Genomic DNA, 20,810 nt, shown 5'->3' with positions numbered 1-20,810 from the left:
CCGAGTACATTGTAATAACTGCACAAGAACTTGGGGAATTATTTGTGCATAAGAGAGAAACCGAGATGTGCTTTTCTGAAATTCAATGGTTTTCCGTTGAAAAAGTGCTGTTTTTATCCCATTTACAGAAGGCGCAGAAAGCCGCAGCGTCTTTCGTATACAGGAAAGGCTGCGGCTTGGTGAGCTATTACTGATCAGGCTCCTGAGAAGCCTCGGCGTTGTAGCCGTTCGGATCGTAAGGGGGAGTGGTCTCTGTGGGCACTGAAGCAGGATATTCTGTCCAGGGCTCTAAGGGAGCTTCCGAAGCGGGCTCTGAATAGGGTTCTGAGCTCTCTTCGATATAAGCTGTGGTAGTTGTTGTTGTAGATATTGTAGTAGTTGTCGTGGTTGCTGTAGTAGTTGTGAGAACAGGACGTACTTCCTCGGGAAGCTTCTGCTTTGTGGGCTTGACGCCGTTAAGTCCGTAGCATTCCTGATATGCCAGGATAAGATCGCGGATCATGTACTTTGAGTACTCACCGCTCTCCACAACACCTGCGAAGGCAATCTCAGGATTATTTGCGGGAGCAAACCCGATGAAGAAGGAGTTCTGCTCGTCAAGGCTACGGCCTGTCTGAGGAGTACCTGTCTTTATGGCAACATCGAAGCCAAGGTCGCTGAGGGAGTATTTTGCGGGCATATTATGTGAGGCATCGATCATACCGCCGACGATATAATCATAGAGGTCGGGAGTGGTAAGCTCTATCTTGTTTGCGATAGTGGGTTCGGTCTTCTTTATGAGGCTTCCCGAACCGTAGCTGTAATAGCTGTCCACCAGATAGGGCTGGTATCTGATACCGCGGTTACCTATGGTACTTGCGACAACAGCCATCTGAAGGGGCGTCATACCACAGTCCTGGTTACCGATACCTGCCTGGATAACGTAACCTACGTACCAGGGCTGGCCGTGTTCTGCGAAGGTCTCGGGGTTACAGAGATAACCCGGGGCATCTCCTGTTTCGATACCCGTAGCGGAGCCAAGACCGTAGAGCTTTGCGTACTTTGTGATATTATCAATGCCAAGCCTTTTCGAGACTTCATAGAAATAGCTGTTGCAGGATACCTCGATAGCGTGGCGCATAGTTATATTTCCGTGGAGACCTGTACAGGAGTAGTGTGTTCCGTAGAAGTCATATCCCATGGTACATACCAGAGGAGTACCGCCTGTAACGACCTTTTCATTGAGAGCAGCCGTAGCTGTTACGGTCTTGAATGTGGAGCCGGGACGGTAAAGACCGTAGCTGCATCGGTTTACAAGGGGCGAATCCTTTGCCTGAAGGAAGTAGTCATAATTCTCGGAATAGTCCTTGAGATTATATGTGGGAGCAGTAGCCATACCCTTTACAGCGCCTGTTCTTGCGTCCAGAACGCAGATAGCGCCGCAGTTGCCCTTGAGCAGCCAGGGCTTGGGATTGATGGAAGGGAAGGTATTGTTCAGGAAATTATCAAGGATATTCTGCAATTTCAGCTGGTATACGCCGTCAACGGTGAGCTTTACGGTCTCACCCGAGGTTGCTTCGGTAATAGTCTTTATGTCGCGGACCTTGCCGTCCTTGACAGCTATCTGTTCCTCGCCGTTAATGCCTCTCAGGGGAGTTTCCATGGCAGCTTCGATGCCGCTTTTACCGAGGACGTCGTTATAGCTATAGCCCTTGTTCTTGAGTTCATCGTATTCCTCAGCGTAGATAGGACCGACAGTTCCTATCTCATGGGGGAGGATATCGCCGCGGACGATCTTTCGGTCTGAGGCATCAACAGCCTCGATACCGCGGTAAAAGTTGCCCATTTCCTTCAGATCTATGACAGTCTGCTCGTCAACACCCTCTGCAAGGAGGAGATCGTTGCTGTATGAGAAGTCCTTGTCGATCATCTGATAGCGCATACCTGCAATGATACGTTTTTCCTCGTCGGTATACTTATCGTCAATCTCGTAATCGGATATGAGCTTGTCGATACAGTTTTCGGCAGTAGCATAAACATTGAGGTTAAGGTCTGATATGAGCTCCTCAGTGTCTTTTGATTTGAAAATATAGGGCTTGCTGAATGAGATGGGGATACTTTCCTTGAATTTGTATCCTCTTTCCTCAAGAGCGCGGTATATACCGAGCAGTGCCTTGTTGCCCTCCTGAAGATCGGTTGGGAAGAACGCCATCTGAAGCACCAGATCGGTGCGGGCGTCGTTGGTTACGATGGTATTGCCGTTGAAATCGAGTATCTCGCCTCTGGTGGCCTTGATGCCCTTGGTATAGGTCAGAGTACCCGGCTCATATACCTGAGGAGCTTCGATGGTCTTATCGCCTACGACCTGTATACGCATCAGACGTAGCGAGCTGAGCAGAGCCAGCAGCACAACAAGCAGGATAATGATGATAGATTTGAGATTTTCCGCAAATCCTTTCAAAAGTGTGCCTCCTTTATGATTATGACCGCACGGTCAGTGCGGTCTTGGGGATTATCTTCTGTTTTCTGTTTGTATATTGGTGTTTATAGCCTCTTCTATGGTAAGGTGTTCACGCGGCATGAGCAGCCTGTTGACCAGCTTCAGCAGGAGGTACACGAATACCGAGGATATGACCGTGTATATCCACACCTTCAGTGAGACTTTCCTGAAGATCCTTCCAACATCCTCATAGCCCCATATCTGGTAGTAGAACTTGTAGTCCAGCCAGCACTGTATGAACGAAGCTATGACTGTTATTATCATATAGTTTATGAACCTGTTTCTGAGATACAGTTCAAATACGATATTTACAGCTATGCAGAAGAAGGTAAGTATCACGGCATTATAGCCGAAGAGTTTTCCGCAGCATATATCGGTGAGAAAGCCGCAGACCGCTCCCGTAACAGCCGAGCCGTAGATATTGTTGTTAATGGCTATGCCGAGAGCCAGAGGGACGAGGATCACAGGCTTGTAAAGAGTACCTGCGGTCATGAAAATAAAGCTGATGAAGATTAGCAGATAATAGCATATCCACCGCAGAGCCGTTTTGAAGCGGAAGATGCGGTGCTCACGGGTAGTTTTAATCCTCCTCATCTTTTTCTTCCTCCTTCTTGCCGCTGAAATCGGTGATAACGATAACAGAGGTAAGACGAGTAACGTCCACACAGGGCTGAATATCTGCACAAACGGAGAGTCCGTTTGAATCAAATCCGATATCGAGGATGGTACCTATGGGGTAATCCTTCGGGAAGAGACCGCTTGAACCTGCGGTTATCATAAGATCGCCGCGCTTGAGCTTATTCTTCTTCGGAACGTGGATAAGTCTTGTCCTGCTGTTTTCCGAAGCGGTTATGCTTCCCTCGATTATACCCTGATCCGCATTTGAAGATGAAGCAACAGCGGCTACGGAGAGATCGGGGGAGAGAATGGTCCTTACGGTGGAAACGTGCTCCGAGACCTCAACGGTTATGCCTACAAGTCCCTCAGCGGTGACAACAGGGCAGTTGACCAGTATGCCGTCGGCAGAGCCCTTGTCGATAGTAAAGGACTTGAAGGGATCGTTGGTGACATATCCCAGAACGCCGCAGGGCTGTGAGAGCATATAATCCTCATGTTCTTCCTTGATGGAAACGAATTTTCTGAGCTCCTCAACCTCAGCCTTCATGGCGTCATATTCCGTAAGCTGGGCATTGAGCTCGCCGATCTGCTTTTTGAGGCGTTCGTTCTCCTCGTAGTATTTATCAGCGTTGGAGAGCTTGTCAACGGTGCCTTCCATACTCATGCTTATCCTGTTTGAAGCGGCACGGAAGGGTTTGGTCACGGTGTTGATAAACGAAGCTCCCGAAACGGAATAACCGCCTTTTGTGACGGAATAGATCATTATTCCCACAAGGAAGGCGAGAAAAGCAAGCAGAATTTTAAATCTGGTGCTTTTTATGAAATCACGCATGGAGCTCCTCCTTAATAGTACTTGACGTTTTCGGTGAGAGCGTCCTGATAATCGCTGATATTTTCAAGTATCTTGCCTGTGCCCTCGGCAACGCAATCGAGAGGGTACTCGGCGATATAAACGGGCATACCCGTTTCGCGGTTGATGAGCTTATCCAGGCCTCTGAGCAGAGCGCCGCCGCCTGCAAGAGTGATGCCGTGGTCGATGATGTCTGCGGAAAGCTCGGGAGGAGTCTCCTCAAGAGTTGACTTGATGGCGTCGATAACTCTTGAAAGGGGCTCGACGAGAGCATCGCGTATCTCGGCGGAGGTAACAGTTATATTCTCTGGGAGACCGTTGAGAAGGTTCCTTCCCTTGATCTCCTGGGATTCCTCCTTTTCGCTGGGGAAGGCAGAGCCGATGTCCAGCTTGATATTCTCGGCGGTACGTTCGCCGATGAGGAGGTTGTACTTTTTCTTGATATAGTTTATGATAGCCGCGTCAAATTCGTCGCCTGCACATCTTACCGAGCGCGAAGCAACGATGCCGCCCATTGATATGACGGCCACCTCGCTGGTACCGCCGCCGATGTCAACTATCATGCTTCCGGCGGGCTCGTTAGTGGGAAGGCCTGCGCCGATAGCGGCAGCCATAGGCTCCTCGATGATGAGCACGTTGTTTGCGCCTGCCTTTTTGCAGGATTCGCGGACTGCACGTCTTTCAACGGCAGTAACGCCCGAGGGGATGCAGATTATTACGTTGGCCTTGGTGAAAAAGGTACCCTTCAGGGCTTTTCTGATGAACTCCTGAAGCATTGTGGTCGCAATGTCGAAGTCAGCGATAACGCCGTCCTTCAGAGGTCTTACGGCAACGATAGAGCCAGGAGTCCTTCCTATGACATCCTTGGCTTCCTTGCCGACATAGCGGCATTTATCCGTTCTGGTATTCACGGCAACTACCGAGGGCTCTCTTATTATTATACCCTTTCCCCTCATATATACGAGGGTATTAGCAGTTCCCAGGTCAATGCCAATATCTTTTGTAAACATTTTGAAGCTCCTTAAATATGCTTTGATCTTTATTAATCACATTATATTATACCACCAACGGGAGATATGTACAAGGCAATTCAGCGAGAAATTTCCTTTCCCGTAGATTTTTAGTGTAATACAGAAACATAAAGGTTCCGAGGCGGTAAAAAACTGTCGAAAAGGACTATTCCCTCTTATTTATCGGGGCAGACCTTCGGAACGGTCTTGATATATGCGTAGATTGCAATGATTATGCAGATGACCTGTGCAACGCATATTTTCATTGATATACCGAAGGTAAGCGAGAGAAAGTCGGTATCTATGAAGGTACCGGGTTCAAATCTCATTTTTACAGAGTAGCCGAGCCAGCTGAAAACGCCCGAATCTACCTGACCGAGTATCCCGCCCATTACAACGGCACATATCAGAAGAAGCAGAAAATAGAGTGTCTTTTTCATAGTAAATCTCCTATCTTTTGTTATAATACAATTTATCGTATGCCTGACGAGCCGAAGCCGCCTTCGCCTCTCTGTGTATCGGAGAGCTCGTCGCTGACTTCTATCTCTGGCATCAATATACGTGTGGGGATCATCTGAGCGATGCGCATACCGTGTTCTACGGTAAAGTCGTTCTTTCCGTGGTTTATCAGCGGAACGAACCAGGCACCGCGGTAATCGCTGTCAACTACGCCCACGCAGTTTGCAAGGGATACTCCGAATTTTGAGGAGAGTCCCGAGCGGGGATAGATGAGAAGCGCTATATCATCGGAATCAGGCTGAGCCGTTATACCGATAGGTATCATCTTTATTTCTCCCGGAGCCAGAGTTACAGGAGCGTCAAGACAGGCACAAAGGTCAAGTCCTGCGCTGCCCGAGGTGGCACGGGAGGGGATCACAGCTCTGGGATCCAGCTTTTTGAAAGTGAGTTTCATATCATATACCTCTGTAATAAAGTCCCCTTGTGATATTTCCTGCGGGCTTCTGTCCCGAAAGTGCAGCTCTTACAGCGTCTGCGTCCTCATCGGAAAGGTATACTGCACCGAAGGAAGGGACACCAAGCTCGCCAAGCCTGTCCAGCATGAACAGTCTGTCGGGATTGAGTATCTCTGCGTAGTCTTTTGAACATACTACAGGAAGTTCTCTGCCGGTGCGGTCTGTGAGTTTTTTGGTGCATTTCCCGCAGCCTGCTTCGTTCTTTATGGGACAGTTCCTTGTGAGCATAAGGGGAAGTCTTCCGTATACCGCAGCTCCCAGAGGAAGCGAAGTATCAATACGTGACAGCTGTTCGGCAGTTGCCTCCACAGAGAAGATGCAGTCCTCAAGACCGAGATCGTGGAGGTAGTCCGCGCTGAAGGAGTTGTACACATTCAGCGTAAAGCTTCCGTGAAGCTTCATGCCGAGCTTCCTGCCCATGGCTATGCAGTCGGGAGTATGGCAGTAAAGCCTGTTTATGCCCATACCTTTAAGCTCTGCCAGCCTTTTTTCAAGAGCGTCTTCATCAGTGATGAAACGTGGGGGAGAAGCGATTATCTTTTCCCTGTCCACGGCACCGAGAAGTTCCTCGTCAATGAGCTCTTCGGGGATGATGATGTACTGCGAGAGCTCCGCTGCGGCTTCTGCCTGTTGTCTGCTGCGACAGAATGTCCGTAAAGGCAGCTTGTCTGCGCATTTATCCGAAACACGGGTATTTGCATCGGGGACATAGTTCGTAACGGTATATACGGGAGTATTTCTTTCCGTTATGAGCTGAGTGAGCTTTTCGGTGACCTGCCTGCGAAGCTCATTGAGCTTGCCTGCGGGGACTATAAGTCCCTCGTCCATATCTGCTGTGAGCTGTCCGAAGCTGAATACCGTATCTCCCAGTTTTGAGAGCTGTTTTGTAAGAGATTCCGTATCTGTCGGGCGGTTCAGCGCCTTTTCGGGGATTTCGCCCTGAGCAGATGCAGATATATCACCGCATACCGCCTTTATCACAACAGGCTGTCCTGCTTTTATGACAGCATGGAAGTCGGCGGTGTAAGCCTTGCGCTCAAAGCGGTAAAGCTCGTGTATCTTTGGTATCAGTTCATGGGCAGAGATAACGTCGTCCTTTTCTCTGACTCCGAACATATCCTGCCTTTTATCTGTGAAATAGCCGTCCGTGAAGCCTCCTCTGGAGAACACTCCGCGGAGCATGGCCATATCGGGTGTTTCGCCTTCAAGAGAAGCCTTCAGCTCATATACAGCGGAAGCGACATATTCGGGGCGCTTCATGCGTCCCTCTATCTTGAAGGAGTCAACTCCCATATCGGCAAGCTCTTGTGCTCTTGGAAGCAGAGACAGGTCTTTCAGCGACAGTGCGGCCTTTTCCTTATTCCCCACAGCGGAGAAGGGGAGCCTGCAGGCCTGTCCACAGCAGCCGCGGTTGGCGGAGCGCGAACCTATAATTGCAGACATATAGCACTGTCCCGATACCGACATACACAGTGCGCCGTGTACGAATATCTCTGTTTCTATACCCGTATCGCATATACGGGAAATAGTCTTTTTGCTCAGTTCTCTTGCAGGGACTACTCTTGCGTAGCCCAGTTCCCGAAGAAGGGAAGCTCCTGCGGCGGTATGCACCGACATCTGAGTAGAGCCGTGAAGAACGGCGTCGGGGACGCAACGGCGTATCAGCTCTGCGCAGCCCCAGTCCTGCACGATAAAGGCGTCCACACCGCATACTGCGGCAGCCTTGATGTATTCGCAGAAGTCGGCAGCCTCACTGTCGGAAATAATGGTATTTACCGCAAGATCAAGCTTTGCACCGTATTTATGGCAGAGGCGGGCAGCCTCGGCGATCTCTCCGGCGGAGAAATTAGCCGCACTGCTTCTTGCGGAAAAGCGCTTTCCTCCTATATATACAGCCTGCGCACCTGATCTGAGAGCGGCACGGAGAGTCTCCATGCTGCCTGCGGGAGCGAGTATCTCCGTTTGTTTCATTAAATACTGTCGCTGAGCTGCTTGAGCTTGACCATATTCTCAAGTTGGATTATCTTGGACTTGAGAACCTCTATCTCCTTCTGTGCGGCGTCGCGCTCTATGCGTGTCCTGCCTGCCTCATCAACGTACTCCTTGGTCTGGTCGCGGATATTGTCAAGGCGCTGATTAGCCTTGTTGAGGTCGTCCAGAAGAGCCATGGCTACCATTATGGAAGCGGCATAGGGGGAAGAACCGCTTGCTGCGGTGATCTCATTTATCTTGGTTTCAAGTGCTCTTGCAAGGGCATAAACATAATTCGGAGCTTCAGCGGTCTTTATCTTGTATTCCTTACCGCAGATGATGACCTTTACTTCATTAAGCATTTGTATCGTCCTTTCCGTGGCGTATTTTTAACCACTCTACATTATACACTATTTTTTGTGAAAATGGAAGAGCTTTTTAAAAAAATTTTATTTTAGTGTTCCCATGAGGGTTCATTTCTACTGATCCGTCGAATTGCGGCTGCCGTCACTGCGGAAGGTATGTATCAGCGACCATACGAGAACTGCTGTAAAAATAACAATAGGCAGCAGAAAAAGTACAGCTGTGAACTGGTTCCCGTTATGTTCGCAGCATAGATCGTTCCACACCTCCGTCAGGGGAGCGCCTGTTCTGAATGCGTAATCCAGCCGCGTCCACAAATACAGTATTACCGGGATGGTGAACATCGCAAAAATGATACTGTGAAGGGGATCGGGGAAGTCCTTGCGGCGGGTGAGCCTTAAAAACAGGAATACAAAAAAGAATACAGGCGAAAAAACAGCCATAGGAAGCATGGCCAGTGATGAGAACTCCTCAGTGGCCCACATAATTACAGACCTGTTGTAGGTGTATTCCGCGGAAACGATATTGTTATCAATGTCGTAGTTTATCTCTTCCGCATAGACTCTCATTTTGGGACTCAGCTTATATTCGTCGGATACACATATTATCCTGCCTTCTTTATCTGTAACGGCAATCTTGAAGCTCTTGTACTTATCGCACAGCTCTCTGTATTCACGCTTGCCGTTCAGATAGAATTTCACATCGCTGCTGTTAGCGTTCTGCGTTATTTCGTAATATGACAGGCCGTAATGAACGAGCATACTTCTGTATCCGTCTTTGCTGTACTGAGCGATCTCTGTCTGCCTTATGCTTTCTGTATCTTTATCCGGGAAATACCTTGAAGAATATACGATACGGTCATAGCAGGGATCGTCCTTATCCATGGGTATGAGCATATCTACCAGCTTATCGGACATATCTGCGGTATTTACCGTGACTGTCAGTATGTACTGCGCATGGCAGCTGCATAGAAGTATGATCGCCAGCAGGGGGAATATGCAGAAAAAGTATCTTGATTTCTTCATATCTGTCTCCACAGTATCTTGTTAGGGGAATTCAGAAGGCAGTTTACGGCTCTTTCCAGAAGCTGCCTTTATGGAAATTCTCATTTCCGAGAGGAGCGGCTGTAAGTCTGAATATCACGCAGCCATCAGGGCAGACTATTGTCTTGCTGTATTTTCCGTCTCCGCCGAGGTTTTCAAGATCGCCGCCGCTTCTGACTGCCTCCATCAGAGGATAAAGCATCATCATAGTCTTGGAGCATATCCCGCAGCCCTCCTGATTTACCGGGCAGCCGTAGGTGCAGGTATATCTGTCGCCGATCTCTTCTCCGTTGCGGCAGTAATTCTCCGTATGATCTCCGCGAAGATATCCGATGACCTCTATGACAAATTCGTATTCCTCGTTATACCATTTTTTCATATTGATGTACCTCTGTACGGTATGTTTCGCATGGCAGCGGCTCAGTAGTAGCGCTTGAGACCGATGACCTTGCCGAGGACTTCCACCTCGTCAACGATAATGGGTTCCATTGTGTCGTTTTCGGGCTGGAGGCGGTAATGGCCGCGCTCCTTGTAGAAGGTCTTTACTGTGGCTTCCTCGCGGTCGATGAAGGCGACTACTATATCGCCGTTCTCGGCATAGCTTACCCTTTTTACGATAACTATGTCGCCGTCCAGGATACCTGCGTTTATCATGCTCTCGCCGCGTATCTTCAGGGCAAAGAGCTCCTGCGGATCCACTCCCGGGGCTTCAAAGCCGATGTAGCCTGTGATGTCCTCAACGGCTGTGATAGGCTGGCCTGCGGTAACTGTACCCATAACAGGCACGGAAGTGGTGCCGCTGTTGGGCAGACGAAGAGTGCGGTTCAGGTTGCCTGTTTTTTCAATAAGTCCCTCGCGGACGAGAGTCTCTATGTAGCGATGGGCTGTGGACGTGGACTTGAAGCCCATTGCGTCCATTATTTCTCTTACGGAAGGGGACAGACCGTCGCTAAGACGGGATTTTATATAGTTGAAAACAGCTATTTCCTTATCCTTCAGCATAAATCATTCCTCCGAAAGCTTTTTCAGTATCATTTTTGCTATCTTGTATGCGTCGCCGCAGCCGAGGGTTATAACAAGATCGCCCTCCTGCGCGTGTTCGCAGATATAGTCGCATATCTGCTCAAAGTTAGCATATTTGCGCTCGTCAGTCCATTCTGCGGACTCGTCCTGAGGGAACCATATACAGTCAGGTATCTTTTCTGCAAGATGACGTGTGAAGATGCCATAGGTGTTCTTCTCGCGGCTTCCCATAATATCTGTGAGAACAGCGTGGTCGGGTATCTGGAGCACTCTTGCAAAGTCGTCAAGGAGAAGCTTGGTACGCGAGAAGGTGAATGGCTGGAACACAGCCCATACCTGTCTGAAGTCCATTTCCATAGCGGCATTGAGGGTAGCTTCCAGCTCTGTGGGGTGGTGAGCGTAGTCATCGACAACGGTTATGCCTTTCTCAAAGCCAAGCTTTTCAAAACGGCGCTTAGCTCCGCGGAAGTCCTCAAGGCCTTTCTGTATGAATTTGAAGTCAACGCCCACATAGCGGGCGGCTGCAACGGCTGCAAGGGAATTGAGGACGTTGTGTATGCCTGCAACGTGGAGAGTTACTGTTCCAAGCTTTTTGCCCTTGTACATTGCGTCATATGTGGTGAGGAGACCGTTTTCATGCTTTACATTCTCAGGATAGTAGTCGCAGGAGCTGTCCCTGCCGAAGGTGATGATCTCCTTGCCTGTGATGCCCTCAAGCGACTTCATGGAGTTTGCGTCAGAGCCGTTTACGATTATGCACTTTGAGGTGTTCTCGTTGAATTTATGGAATGACTTGATGATATTCTCCAGTGTGCCGAAGTAGTCAAGGTGATCGGCGTCGATGTTGAGTATAACGGATATATCCGGGAAGAATTTGAGAAAGTGATCTTCAAACTCGCAGGACTCGCATACCATGATGTCACTCTTACCGGCAACACCGCTTCCGCCTATGCAGGGGAGTTTTCCGCCGATATAAGCGGACAGGTCAACGCCTGCGGTAAAGAGTATCTGTGTGATCATTGAGGTAGTCGAGGTCTTGCCGTGAGTACCTGAAACGCAGATTGCGTTGCCGTACCAGCTGGTAACTATACCGAGGAGGTCAGCGCGTTCCAGCACGGGCACTCCGCTGGCTCTTGCGGCCATGAGTTCGGGGTTGTCAGCCATGATAGCGGCAGTATGCACAATGAGGTCGGCACCTTCGATATTTTCGGCTCTCTGTCCGATGTATACGGGGATGCCCATTTTCCTTACGGCGTCAAGAGTCTCGGTCTCATTGTTGTCCGAGCCTGTCAGATAGTATCCCTGGGAGTGGAGTATCTGTGCAAGGGGGTACATACCCGAGCCGCCGATGCCAATGAAGTGAATGTGTTTTTTTCCGTTTAAGATATTAATATCCAAAATGATCACCTTTCCTGAGATAAAAATATAAGAGAAAACAGTCCTGATCTGTAATTGCTTTTTTGAGAAAACTACTGAATTAAGCGAAATTCTCTGCGTACAGGCCAAATTGTTATATTATTTTCTCTAAAACTTGTAAAAATAGCTTGCATTTTTACAAAATATAGTTTATAATAGTTTACAGGTTTACTTGCTGCTGAAATTTATTGAAAAAAGAAATAACCTTTTCAGTGCGGATACCATATGAGACACACTCGTATTAAGGAGGAAATATTATGGAAATTACAGACGTAAAGATCAGAAAGGTCATGTCTGACGGTCGCCTCAGAGCGGTAGTTTCAGTAACTATCGACGATATGTTTGCCGTACATGACATAAAGGTCGTACAGGGCGATGAAAGACTTTTCGTTGCTATGCCAAGCCGCAAGGACGAAAACGGAGTCTTCCGTGACATTGTTCACCCTATCTCTGCCGCAGCAAGAAAGCTATTTGAGGAGAATATCCTCGAAGCCTATGAGAGACAGATCGCTATAATGGAGACAGAAGAAAAGGAAGAAGCTGACAGCAAGGTTGCTGACGAGCTTTGATCAGCGATCTTACATAAGGGCCTGCCGTTTGGCAGGTCTTTTTTGTTATATCCCCAGAAGCCTTGCGGCCTTCAGTATAGTTACCTGAGTTTTTCCGTCGCGGATAGTGCCGTCCATGACCTGCTTCACCGCTTCTGAAAGGGGGATGCGCTCAACATCGAGAAATTCGTCGGGATCAAGGCTCTGGCTGCTGAATGTCAGTCCCTTTGCAAGGTACATATATGTTACCTCGGTATTATACGCGGGAGTGGGGAGCATCTCACCCAGATAAATGTATTCGGAACAGCTGTATCCTGTTTCCTCGAGAAGCTCGCGGCGGCCGCATTCTGCGTGGTCTTCGCCCTTTTCAAGTTTTCCTGCGGGTACCTCCCGTGTTACCGAAGCAAAAGGATAGCGGAACTGCTTCACAAGGAAGATCTCGTTATTCTCCGTTATCGGTATCACACAAACTCCGCCGTGATGATGGAGAACGTCGCGGACTGCCGTCTTTCCGTTTTCCAGCTCTGCGGTATCATGGGTGATAGTAAAGATAGGACCTTCGTATCTCAGGTCGCTGGTTATGGTTTTTTCCTGTAAGTGCATGATAATGCCTCCGTTGATTACTTTTTATTGAACAGGCGTGTGCAGTAGTCCTGCGCTGCCTGAATTTTTTCGTATGGATCATAGCCGTAGGAATGTACCGTATCATAGTGATCCTTCCTGCCGTGCTTCCTGCGGAATATGAGCACATATACCAGAAGCAGAGCGGCAGATGTCACGCTGATAATGAGACCTTCCCTGAGATAGGGAGTCCTGTATCTGAATACAATGGTGTTTTCACCCTTTTCGGCTCTGACGGCCATGAAGCCCTCGTTTACCTTCTCCACTTCGGCAGGCTTGCCGTTTACATCTGCTGTCCAGCCTTTGCTGTACGGCACACTGAAAAAGACCAGCTGCGGTGCGTTCAGGTCTATCTCCGAAACGAAGCCCTCGGAGCTGAAGCTGAAGCTTTTTGAGCAGCACTGCTGCTTTTCGAGGCAGAAACGCTTGTAGGCACTGCGGTTGAGGTCGCTCTGTGCCGCTGGATCGTACTCACAGAGTATATCGCTGTATTTATTGGCCTGTTCATCGCTGAGCACCAGCGACTTCATCATCAGCTTCTCGCGCTGGAGCTTTGACTTTGCGTCGGCTGTCTTTTTTGTTACGTAGGAGTTGTATGCGAAGCCCATGGGGACATAAAGGTCGTTCTCGTATACCTCGAAATGCTCTGTTTCACCTACATATCTGAAAGAGGGCAGCTCATCGGGGATAATGACCTTGCTTGTATCTTCCTCGTCACTGCCTGAGGACGAAGGGGGAGTGCTGTCCGGTGGCGCATTCAACAGCTCGCTGTAGCTGCAGCCCTCGTTTTTTTCCTTGTAGTAGTACTTTACGGAGAAAAGTCCTCTCAGCGCATAGTGGGAGAGCTTTGCTCTTGAGGCTACGTCGCGTTGAACTCCCACATAGCTGTAAAAGTTCATTATAGATGTGTTGACCACGCTCTGGAAGGCTCTCATGGAGGGGAGTCCCCATACCATAGGGTAGTTGTCGCAGTCAGAGGATATGTCTATACGGAAGAAATTGTCGCTGCTGATAGCCTCGTATACCTCGTCATCGGCGTCTATAACGGTTTCAATGTAGTTGTTTGCGAATTCAACGCTGTTTGCTGAATAGATGGTAGTGGTGAAAACGCAGCAGACAGAGGCAACAGCTGTGACGAATACCATGAAGGAGGTGCTGAGGTTTCCTTTTTTCTTCCTGCGCAGTATCAGAAATGTGCATACAAGCATTACTGCGGTTACTGCTATCGTTATCCAGAAGTAGAGCTTATCCTCGGGCATGGTGAAGAATCTGAGCTTGCCGCCTTCCTCGGGTTTCCTCGGCAAACAGCCGATAACGGCAAATGCCAGTGTCATGAATGTGCATACCTTAAGGCCTGTGAAGCAGCTGTTTTTCTCGTCGTCAAGGGAATGAGCGGTCATCATTGACATTATGAGTATGGGCATATAGAACCAGCGGGCATAATAATATGAGTTGGCTGTCTGGAAAAGACTGTTGAGTATGGGGATCACCGCGAATATCCCGCAGCATATCAGCAGCTTCGACGCCCAGTGCTTCTTTCTCAGCTTCATGAAGGAGATAACTCCCGTCATGGAGAACAGCGGCAGGTATGCGCCTATGGACGCCCATTTTTCGTAGTCTGACACAAAAAGGTTGGGATATGCAGGCGGATCCGCAGGCATGAACAGACACTGTATCAGTCTCGGCAGGAGAGTCTTGTCGGTATATGCTATCATGTCCGTGCCGTAAAGCCGCTGGCTTATCCTGTAATTTCCCGTAAGAGCCATAGCTGACGGCAGCAGGATAAAGGCTGACATGGCAGTGCCGAGAACAGCTTCGAGAACAAGTCCGAAGAACTTCCTCCATGAGGCGTGGAAGTCACTGCATCTCATCCTGAAGAGATAATATATGATCAGAAATACCGCCTGACCTGCGAAGAAATAGTAGTTTATGCAGGCCATAAGTGCAACTGTCAGCGCAAAAAAACCTCTGCGTCTGCAATTGATGTTTTCCTCCATTGCAATGAGCAGGAGAGGGAAAAAGGCGGTAACGTCCTGAAAATGATTGAAGAAAATATCGTATATCTGAAATCCCGAGAAGGAATAGAGCAGAGCTCCTGTGAGAGCAGCATTCTTGCCCCGTACAAACCGCCTTATATAGGCATAGGCAGTAAGTGAAGCCGCTCCGTGCTTTACTGCCAGCAGTACAGGCATGGAGTGCAGTACAAGTCCGCGGGGGAGAAGTACAGTCAGCCAGAAAAATGGGCTGCCGCTGAGATAGAAGGAGTATGATGTGAGAAAATCCGAGCCCAGATCCGTGAACCAGTTCCAGCCGAGGCTGCTGCTTCGCACTGCGTCGTTTGCAAGGCTGTAAAACGGGATCTGCTGAGCATTGTAGTCGCCGTAATAAATAAAATATCCCTGCTCTGTGAACATCATGGGCAGAACTGTGAACAGCATGGTACAGAAGCCAAGAAGAAATGCAATGAGATATTTTTCTTTGGTACAGCCGAAGGTACCGCTCCTTCTTTTCAACATTATGCCCTCCGTTAAAAATAGATATACAAACTAATTATATCACAACAGTGCAAAAAAAGCAACCGAAAACAGAATATATTTTCGATTTTTTATATGGGAAGTCCGTGAGTATCAACGTATCACATTGCAGATGTTGCTTTTTTTTAATATGTATGTTATAATATAAGGTATGCAAAAATAAAAAAATGAGGGGAACGTAAAATGGAAGTTTACCTTGACAACGCAGCTACCACCAAGCCCTGTGCGGAAGCCGTTGCGGCGGCAGTGGAAGCTATGACCGATAAATACGGAAATCCGTCTTCTCTCCACCGCGCAGGTCTTGAAGCACAGATAATCATGGACAGCGCAAGAAAGACAGTGGCCGACTCTTTGGGCGCTGACAGCGGCTGTATATACTTCACTTCGGGAGCCACGGAAAGCAATAACCTTGCACTTCGCGGAGCCTCGGCTGCTTACGGTAGGAAGAGAAAAAAGATAGTTATCTCTGCAGTGGAACACGCTTCTGTGGAGGAGACTGCTGCCGATCTTGAAAAAAAAGGCTTTGAGGTCACAAGAGTCTCTCCCCGTGAGGACGGACGCTATTATGCCGCAGACTTTGTGAATGCCTGCGATGATGATACCTGCCTTATAAGTATGATGTACGTCAATAACGAGACAGGCTATATAATGCCCGTAAAGGAGACTTTTTCGGCAGTAAAGCGCCGTTTCCCTGATATAATAACTCATACGGACTGTGTGCAGGCTTATATGAAGCTTCCCATAAAGTCAGGCAGTCTTTGCGCGGATCTCATATCGCTCAGCGCTCACAAGATACACGGAGTCAAGGGTGTGGGAGCTATATACATTAAAAAGGGCGTCCGTGTGATCCCTGTTGTAACAGGCGGCAAGCAGGAAAAGGGCATACGCTCGGGTACAGAAAGCGTTCCGCTCATAACGGCTTTCGGTGCAGCTGTAAATAAGCTTGCTCCTACGATTTCAGAGCGTTATGAAAAAGTCAGCGGACTGAAAAAATACCTGCTGGACAAGCTCGGCGGTATTGAGGGAGTAACTTTTAATTCTCCCGAGGACGGTTCTCCCTACGTGGTCAATATCTCGGCAGTGGGCAAGCGCTCGGAGATAATGCTCCACTTCCTTGAAAGCAGGGAGATATATGTTTCCAGCGGCTCGGCCTGTTCAAAGGGACAGCAGAGCGGTGTTCTGGGGCAGTTCGGCATAAGGGACAAGCGTGCGGACAGCGCCCTGCGCATAAGCATGACTGCTGAGACTACGGAAACAGAGCTGGATATCTTCTGCGAGGCTCTCAAAGAGGGCATGGAAAAGGTGAGAGGCTGATATGGAGGAAAAAAAGAAGAGTCCGCTAAAAACGATCATAATAGTTCTTGTGATACTTGCTGTGCTGGCAGCGGTTGGATTCTGGATGCTGTGTGAGATGCTCAGAATGACCACCGGCTCAAAGGTCAGCACGAGGAATGCGACGGCGCAGACTTTTCTAAAGGCTGTGAGTGCGCAGGTTGAGGACGTATACAAGGAAAATGGCAAGAAGATCCCTGCCGATAAGGAATACATCGTCAGAGGACGAGGGAATGTCAATGAGCCCTGTGAGCTCCTTGATGAGAGTATGACAAATCAGTATATCGACGACCATAGTATATACTGGGTGGTAAAATTCAAGGACGGCAAGGCTTGTGAGGCATGGTCTGCAAAACGCCCCATAAAGGACAGTGAGCTCCGCTATTACAGCCGTTCCGAGCTGATAGCTGAGAGCAACAAACATCCCTTAAGACAGGAAAAGCTCATACTCGGCTATTTTAGCGCTGCCGAGGGCTCTACCGCTCCCAACTGATGAAATAATTTATATTATAATAGTATACAGGAGAAAAGATATGAAAGAATTGATACTTGTAAAATACGGAGAAATGGCACTGAAAGGCCTGAACAAAAAGACATTCGAGGATATGCTCATAAAGAACATAAAGCGCAGACTGAAACCCCTCGGTCACTTTCAGCTGACCAGCGCTCAGTCCACCACCTACATAAGACCTCTTGATGAGGACACAGACCTTGACGAGGTGGCTGACAGAGTCGGCAAGATATTCGGTATCGCCACATACTGCCGTGCCTGCGTATGTGAAAAGGACTTCGATGACATCTGCAGCAAGAGCTATGAGTACCTTGACGAGGTGCTCAGCTGTGCAAAGACCTTCAAGGTAAATGCAAAGCGCTCTGATAAGGCTTTCCCCATGAAGTCTCCCGAGATCTGTATGGAGCTGGGCGGAAAGCTGCTGGAAAGGTTCCCGCATCTTACAGTTGACGTAAAGAACCCCGAAGTGACCATAACTGTTGAGATACGCGACGAGAACGCTTTCGTTCACGCTGAGAATATCAAGGGAGCAGGCGGTCTCCCCATAGGAAGCAGCGGAAAGGCCATGCTCCTTCTTTCGGGCGGTATCGACAGCCCCGTAGCAGGCTATATGATGGCAAAGCGAGGAGTTCATATCGCTGCCATACACTACGTAAGCCCGCCTTACACCTCCGACCGTGCTCAGCTCAAGGTGGAGCAGCTCTGCCAGAAGCTGACGGATTACTGCGGCGGTATCGCTTTCTACTGCGTTCCGTTCACTGAGCTGCAGGAGGCTATCAAGGATCACTGTCCCGAGGAGTTCTTTACTATTATAATGAGAAGACTTATGATGGAGATAGCTCAGCGCATTGCCGAAAAGGATAACTGCCTTGCACTTATCACAGGTGAGAGCGTGGGACAGGTGGCAAGCCAGACCATGGCAGCTATGGTCTGCACTGACGCAGCCTGCCGCATACCTGTTTTCCGTCCCTGTGTAGGCATGGACAAGACCGAGATAATCGAGATCGCGCGTAAGATAGATACCTTTGAGACGTCTATCCTTCCCTATGAGGACTGCTGTACGGTATTTACTCCCCGTCATCCGAAAGTAAGACCTCAGCTTGCAGATATTGAAAAAGCACAGAACAGCTTCGATTTCGAGCCGCTTATACAGAAGGCTGTGGAGAATACCGAGATGAAAACCTTCAATTATAGCGAATAATTCTTAAGTTTTTCACAAATTTATCACAGTTGTTTTGTATAATATTAACTAAAGCAAAGGCGGCGGTTTAGTGGTAAGCAGTAAATTTTCTGAATGTAATGCCGAAAAACTTGACAAAACAGTCAATGATGTTGTAAAATTATTAGAACAGAAAGGTCTGACCATATCTACGGCCGAAAGCTGTACAGGCGGACTTCTTTCAGAGCTTATAACATCAGTATCGGGCGCGTCTGCGGTCTTTGAGCTGGGGATATGTACTTATTCCGAGCGGATCAAGACCGAGTTCCTCGGGGTATCTGCCGGGACCATAAGAGATTTCGGTGTAGTCAGCGAGGAGACAGCTCTGAGCATGGTCAGGGGACTGAAGAAATGCTCAGGGGCGGACGTATGCGTTTCCGTTACGGGAGTAGCAGGTCCATCGGGCGGAACTGCCGAAACTCCTGTGGGAACGGTATACATCGGTTTCGATATTTGCGGCAGACAGTTCGTTTGCCTGCCCGAGCTTTGGAAGCTCAGTGACAGAAGCAGGGAGAACATCAGAAGATGTGCGGCTGCTTTTGCCTTTGAAACGATCGAAAAAATGCTGATGGAGGCGAGGACAGACTGATGAGCGAAAAGATGACCGACGGAATGACCGAGGCTCAGCGCAGAGCTGAGAAGATTAAAGCTATCAGAAGGTCTATCCACGGTGAAGCAGAAGTCGCTCCGACGACATATGACAATAAAGCGGATTCAGAGCACGGCGAAACTATGGCGGAGCGTATAATGCGCGCCAAGGAAAAACGCAGCTCTACTGCCGCTGATATACTTGACGAGCTTGATGAAGCCATTGCCAATGAAAAGGCTGCGGCTGCAAGACTTGCAGCTGAAAAGGCTGAGGAAGCTGCTGCTGCAGCAAAGGCAGGTCCTGATATATCGGATATAATCCCTGCGCTGGAATCTCCCGTACAAGAGGAGCTCCATGAGATAGCAGAGGAGATAACCGAGGATTTCTCGGAGGTGACAGCAGATGTTACCGAAGAGGTGCTGAACTTTACCGAGACTGCAGCGGAAGATACAGGATATTCTCAGGCAGAGGAGAACAGCGGGATCGACGTTTCCGACGTTATCCGTGAGGACGCTGCCGAGGATACGGTGATATTCACTCCTCCCGGTCATGACCGGAAAGAGGCTCCGCCGCCAGTTATGAGGCATGAGGCCGAGCCGCCAGTTATGAGACATGAGGCTGAACCGCCTGAAAGGGGTCATTCGTCACAGAAGCCTGCGGGCAGCAAGAAGAAAAAGAAGAAAAAAACACCGGCACAGCGCCTGCGCGGACTTTTCCCCGAAAAGGGCGACAGCGTCGGCGAGTGTATAAGAAAGATAGTATTCCTCGGCTCTGTTGTAGCTATATTCGTCTGCGGCTATTTTGTAGGTGACTATTACTATGATCTGTGGGCAAGTAAGCACAAGACCAGGGAGCTTATGGAAATATACGAAATATATGAGGACAGGGAAGCCCCGACAGAGGCTGTCGAGGATGAAGGTGAGAAGCGTATACGATATAAGGGTATGCTGGATGGAGCGCGCAAGCTCTGGGATCAGAACAATGATATCGTAGGAGTCATCACAATTCCCGATACTCCCATAAATAACCCTGTTATGCAGTCTGAGGATAATAATAAGTACCTCAATAAGAAGTTTGACCTCAGCGAAAACATAGCAGGTGAGCTCTTCCTTGACTTCAGAAATCACTTCGATGATGTGGGCGAGGATGGTTACCTGAAAACGGAAAATTCAGATAATCTTGTCATCTACGGCCATAATATGCTTGATGAGCAGATGTTCGGAAGCCTGAAATGGTACCAGAGACATGAGGATTACTACGGCAAACACCCTATTATCTACCTCAGTTCAAACTACGAGAAGTACACATATAAGATATTTGCATTCTTTATTGTTGATGCTTCGGACGAGACGGATACAAAGTTCGACTGCTGGAATATGCTCGACTTTGATAACGAAGGTGATTTCTACAACTTCGTCAACGAAGCAAAGAAGAGATCCCTCAGACTTACCGATGTGGACGTTAAGTACGGCGATCCTATCCTGACACTTTTCACCTGCAATACAACTCTTCCCGACGAGGAAAGAGGACGTCTTATTATAATGGCAAGGCGCGTAAGAGAGGGCGAGGATCCAATGGCGGGTACACAGAACAGCAAGGCAAATCCGAATATCAAGTGGCCTACCATATATTATGACGAGCATCCGGGCGAACGATATGATCCGGATGCGGAGTTCGTTCCCTACGGTTAATGGAGGCAGATGAATTAT

20 protein-coding genes are annotated in these 20,810 nt (G+C 48.7%); 6 read left to right on the top strand and 14 right to left on the bottom strand.

Going from position 1 to position 20,810, the window contains the following annotated elements:
- Window positions 1-187: 187 nt before the first annotated feature.
- The 12 genes from RF007C_RS00490 to murC form a co-directional block, all read right to left on the bottom strand.
- The gene (locus RF007C_RS00490) at window positions 188-2,440 is read right to left on the bottom strand and encodes a penicillin-binding transpeptidase domain-containing protein (protein WP_037296405.1); all 2,253 of its coding nucleotides are present in this window, start codon (window positions 2,438-2,440) and stop codon (window positions 188-190) included.
- A gap of 51 nt (window positions 2,441-2,491) precedes the next feature.
- Window positions 2,492-3,073, bottom strand: coding sequence for a rod shape-determining protein MreD (mreD, locus tag RF007C_RS00485; RefSeq protein WP_037296404.1), 582 nt, complete (start codon window positions 3,071-3,073; stop codon window positions 2,492-2,494).
- Window positions 3,060-3,929, bottom strand: a complete 870-nt coding sequence (gene mreC / locus RF007C_RS00480; protein ID WP_019678276.1) for a rod shape-determining protein MreC — start codon at window positions 3,927-3,929, stop codon at window positions 3,060-3,062. The genes mreD and mreC overlap by 14 nt, the downstream gene beginning before the upstream one ends.
- Before the next feature lie 11 nt (window positions 3,930-3,940).
- A complete protein-coding gene (locus tag RF007C_RS00475) occupies window positions 3,941-4,957 on the bottom strand; it encodes a rod shape-determining protein (protein WP_019678277.1) in 1,017 nt (338 codons plus the stop codon).
- Between the two features lie 176 nt (window positions 4,958-5,133).
- On the bottom strand, window positions 5,134-5,397 hold the full coding sequence (locus RF007C_RS00470) for a DUF4321 domain-containing protein (RefSeq protein WP_037296403.1): 264 nt from the start codon (window positions 5,395-5,397) through the stop codon (window positions 5,134-5,136).
- 32 nt (window positions 5,398-5,429) lie between these two features.
- Entirely contained in the window at window positions 5,430-5,870 is a 441-nt protein-coding gene (dut, locus tag RF007C_RS00465; protein ID WP_019678279.1) for a dUTP diphosphatase, read from the bottom strand.
- Between the two features lies 1 nt (window position 5,871).
- Window positions 5,872-7,902: a U32 family peptidase gene (locus RF007C_RS00460; RefSeq protein WP_037296402.1), complete on the bottom strand. Its 2,031-nt coding sequence runs from the start codon at window positions 7,900-7,902 to the stop codon at window positions 5,872-5,874.
- Window positions 7,902-8,264 (bottom strand): cell division protein ZapA, encoded by a 363-nt coding sequence (locus RF007C_RS00455; RefSeq protein ID WP_019678281.1) that lies wholly within the window; start codon window positions 8,262-8,264, stop codon window positions 7,902-7,904. Before RF007C_RS00455 ends, RF007C_RS00460 begins: the two co-directional genes overlap by 1 nt.
- 117 nt (window positions 8,265-8,381) lie before the next feature.
- Entirely contained in the window at window positions 8,382-9,290 is a 909-nt protein-coding gene (locus tag RF007C_RS00450) for a hypothetical protein (protein ID WP_037296401.1), read from the bottom strand.
- 43 nt (window positions 9,291-9,333) lie between these two features.
- Entirely contained in the window at window positions 9,334-9,687 is a 354-nt protein-coding gene (locus RF007C_RS00445) for a TIGR04076 family protein (RefSeq protein WP_037296400.1), read from the bottom strand.
- A 41-nt stretch (window positions 9,688-9,728) separates the two neighbouring features.
- On the bottom strand, window positions 9,729-10,310 hold the full coding sequence (gene lexA, locus RF007C_RS00440; protein WP_019678284.1) for a transcriptional repressor LexA: 582 nt from the start codon (window positions 10,308-10,310) through the stop codon (window positions 9,729-9,731).
- Between the two features lie 3 nt (window positions 10,311-10,313).
- A complete protein-coding gene (murC, locus tag RF007C_RS00435) occupies window positions 10,314-11,729 on the bottom strand; it encodes a UDP-N-acetylmuramate--L-alanine ligase (protein ID WP_037296399.1) in 1,416 nt (471 codons plus the stop codon).
- Window positions 11,730-12,004: 275 nt separating this feature from the next.
- Here murC and spoVG point away from each other — a divergent pair, with 275 nt between their 5' ends.
- A complete protein-coding gene (gene spoVG, locus RF007C_RS00430; protein ID WP_019678286.1) occupies window positions 12,005-12,316 on the top strand; it encodes a septation regulator SpoVG in 312 nt (103 codons plus the stop codon).
- Window positions 12,317-12,361: 45 nt separating this feature from the next.
- Here spoVG and RF007C_RS00425 read toward each other — a convergent pair whose 3' ends face one another.
- Window positions 12,362-12,898 carry an NUDIX domain-containing protein gene (locus RF007C_RS00425; RefSeq protein ID WP_019678287.1) on the bottom strand — a complete coding sequence of 179 codons (537 nt, stop codon included), beginning with the start codon at window positions 12,896-12,898 and terminating at the stop codon, window positions 12,362-12,364.
- A gap of 17 nt (window positions 12,899-12,915) precedes the next feature.
- Complete coding sequence (locus RF007C_RS00420; protein ID WP_051456445.1) at window positions 12,916-15,432, bottom strand: YfhO family protein; 2,517 nt, start codon at window positions 15,430-15,432, stop codon at window positions 12,916-12,918.
- A gap of 201 nt (window positions 15,433-15,633) precedes the next feature.
- Between RF007C_RS00420 and RF007C_RS00415 the strand changes: the two genes are divergently transcribed.
- From RF007C_RS00415 to srtB, 5 genes are all read left to right on the top strand, one after another.
- Window positions 15,634-16,764, top strand: coding sequence for a cysteine desulfurase family protein (locus RF007C_RS00415; RefSeq protein ID WP_037296398.1), 1,131 nt, complete (start codon window positions 15,634-15,636; stop codon window positions 16,762-16,764).
- A 1-nt stretch (window position 16,765) separates the two neighbouring features.
- The gene (locus RF007C_RS00410; RefSeq protein WP_037296397.1) at window positions 16,766-17,275 is read left to right on the top strand and encodes a type II secretion system protein; all 510 of its coding nucleotides are present in this window, start codon (window positions 16,766-16,768) and stop codon (window positions 17,273-17,275) included.
- Between the two features lie 40 nt (window positions 17,276-17,315).
- Window positions 17,316-18,494 (top strand): tRNA uracil 4-sulfurtransferase ThiI, encoded by a 1,179-nt coding sequence (thiI, locus tag RF007C_RS00405; RefSeq protein ID WP_037296396.1) that lies wholly within the window; start codon window positions 17,316-17,318, stop codon window positions 18,492-18,494.
- 70 nt (window positions 18,495-18,564) lie between these two features.
- Window positions 18,565-19,101: a CinA family protein gene (locus tag RF007C_RS00400; protein ID WP_037296395.1), complete on the top strand. Its 537-nt coding sequence runs from the start codon at window positions 18,565-18,567 to the stop codon at window positions 19,099-19,101.
- Window positions 19,101-20,792, top strand: coding sequence for a class B sortase (gene srtB / locus RF007C_RS00395; protein WP_037296393.1), 1,692 nt, complete (start codon window positions 19,101-19,103; stop codon window positions 20,790-20,792). Before RF007C_RS00400 ends, srtB begins: the two co-directional genes overlap by 1 nt.
- Window positions 20,793-20,810: the final 18 nt, after the last annotated feature.

The organism is Ruminococcus flavefaciens 007c, assembly GCF_000571935.1.
In the GTDB taxonomy this organism is placed as follows: domain Bacteria; phylum Bacillota; class Clostridia; order Oscillospirales; family Ruminococcaceae; genus Ruminococcus; species Ruminococcus flavefaciens_F.
This window is presented reverse-complemented; position numbering and strand designations above follow the sequence as displayed.

Coding starts and splice junctions, on each gene's coding strand:
- mreD (WP_037296404.1), bottom strand. CDS start 3,073: ATGAGGAGGATTAAAACTACCCGTGAGCACCGCATCTTCCGCTTCAAA.
- mreC (WP_019678276.1), bottom strand. CDS start 3,929: ATGCGTGATTTCATAAAAAGCACCAGATTTAAAATTCTGCTTGCTTTT.
- RF007C_RS00475 (WP_019678277.1), bottom strand. CDS start 4,957: ATGTTTACAAAAGATATTGGCATTGACCTGGGAACTGCTAATACCCTC.
- RF007C_RS00470 (WP_037296403.1), bottom strand. CDS start 5,397: ATGAAAAAGACACTCTATTTTCTGCTTCTTCTGATATGTGCCGTTGTA.
- dut (WP_019678279.1), bottom strand. CDS start 5,870: ATGAAACTCACTTTCAAAAAGCTGGATCCCAGAGCTGTGATCCCCTCC.
- RF007C_RS00460 (WP_037296402.1), bottom strand. CDS start 7,902: ATGAAACAAACGGAGATACTCGCTCCCGCAGGCAGCATGGAGACTCTC.
- RF007C_RS00455 (WP_019678281.1), bottom strand. CDS start 8,264: ATGCTTAATGAAGTAAAGGTCATCATCTGCGGTAAGGAATACAAGATA.
- RF007C_RS00450 (WP_037296401.1), bottom strand. CDS start 9,290: ATGAAGAAATCAAGATACTTTTTCTGCATATTCCCCCTGCTGGCGATC.
- RF007C_RS00445 (WP_037296400.1), bottom strand. CDS start 9,687: ATGAAAAAATGGTATAACGAGGAATACGAATTTGTCATAGAGGTCATC.
- lexA (WP_019678284.1), bottom strand. CDS start 10,310: ATGCTGAAGGATAAGGAAATAGCTGTTTTCAACTATATAAAATCCCGT.
- spoVG (WP_019678286.1), top strand. CDS start 12,005: ATGGAAATTACAGACGTAAAGATCAGAAAGGTCATGTCTGACGGTCGC.
- RF007C_RS00425 (WP_019678287.1), bottom strand. CDS start 12,898: ATGCACTTACAGGAAAAAACCATAACCAGCGACCTGAGATACGAAGGT.
- RF007C_RS00420 (WP_051456445.1), bottom strand. CDS start 15,432: ATGTTGAAAAGAAGGAGCGGTACCTTCGGCTGTACCAAAGAAAAATAT.
- RF007C_RS00415 (WP_037296398.1), top strand. CDS start 15,634: ATGGAAGTTTACCTTGACAACGCAGCTACCACCAAGCCCTGTGCGGAA.
- RF007C_RS00410 (WP_037296397.1), top strand. CDS start 16,766: ATGGAGGAAAAAAAGAAGAGTCCGCTAAAAACGATCATAATAGTTCTT.
- thiI (WP_037296396.1), top strand. CDS start 17,316: ATGAAAGAATTGATACTTGTAAAATACGGAGAAATGGCACTGAAAGGC.
- srtB (WP_037296393.1), top strand. CDS start 19,101: ATGAGCGAAAAGATGACCGACGGAATGACCGAGGCTCAGCGCAGAGCT.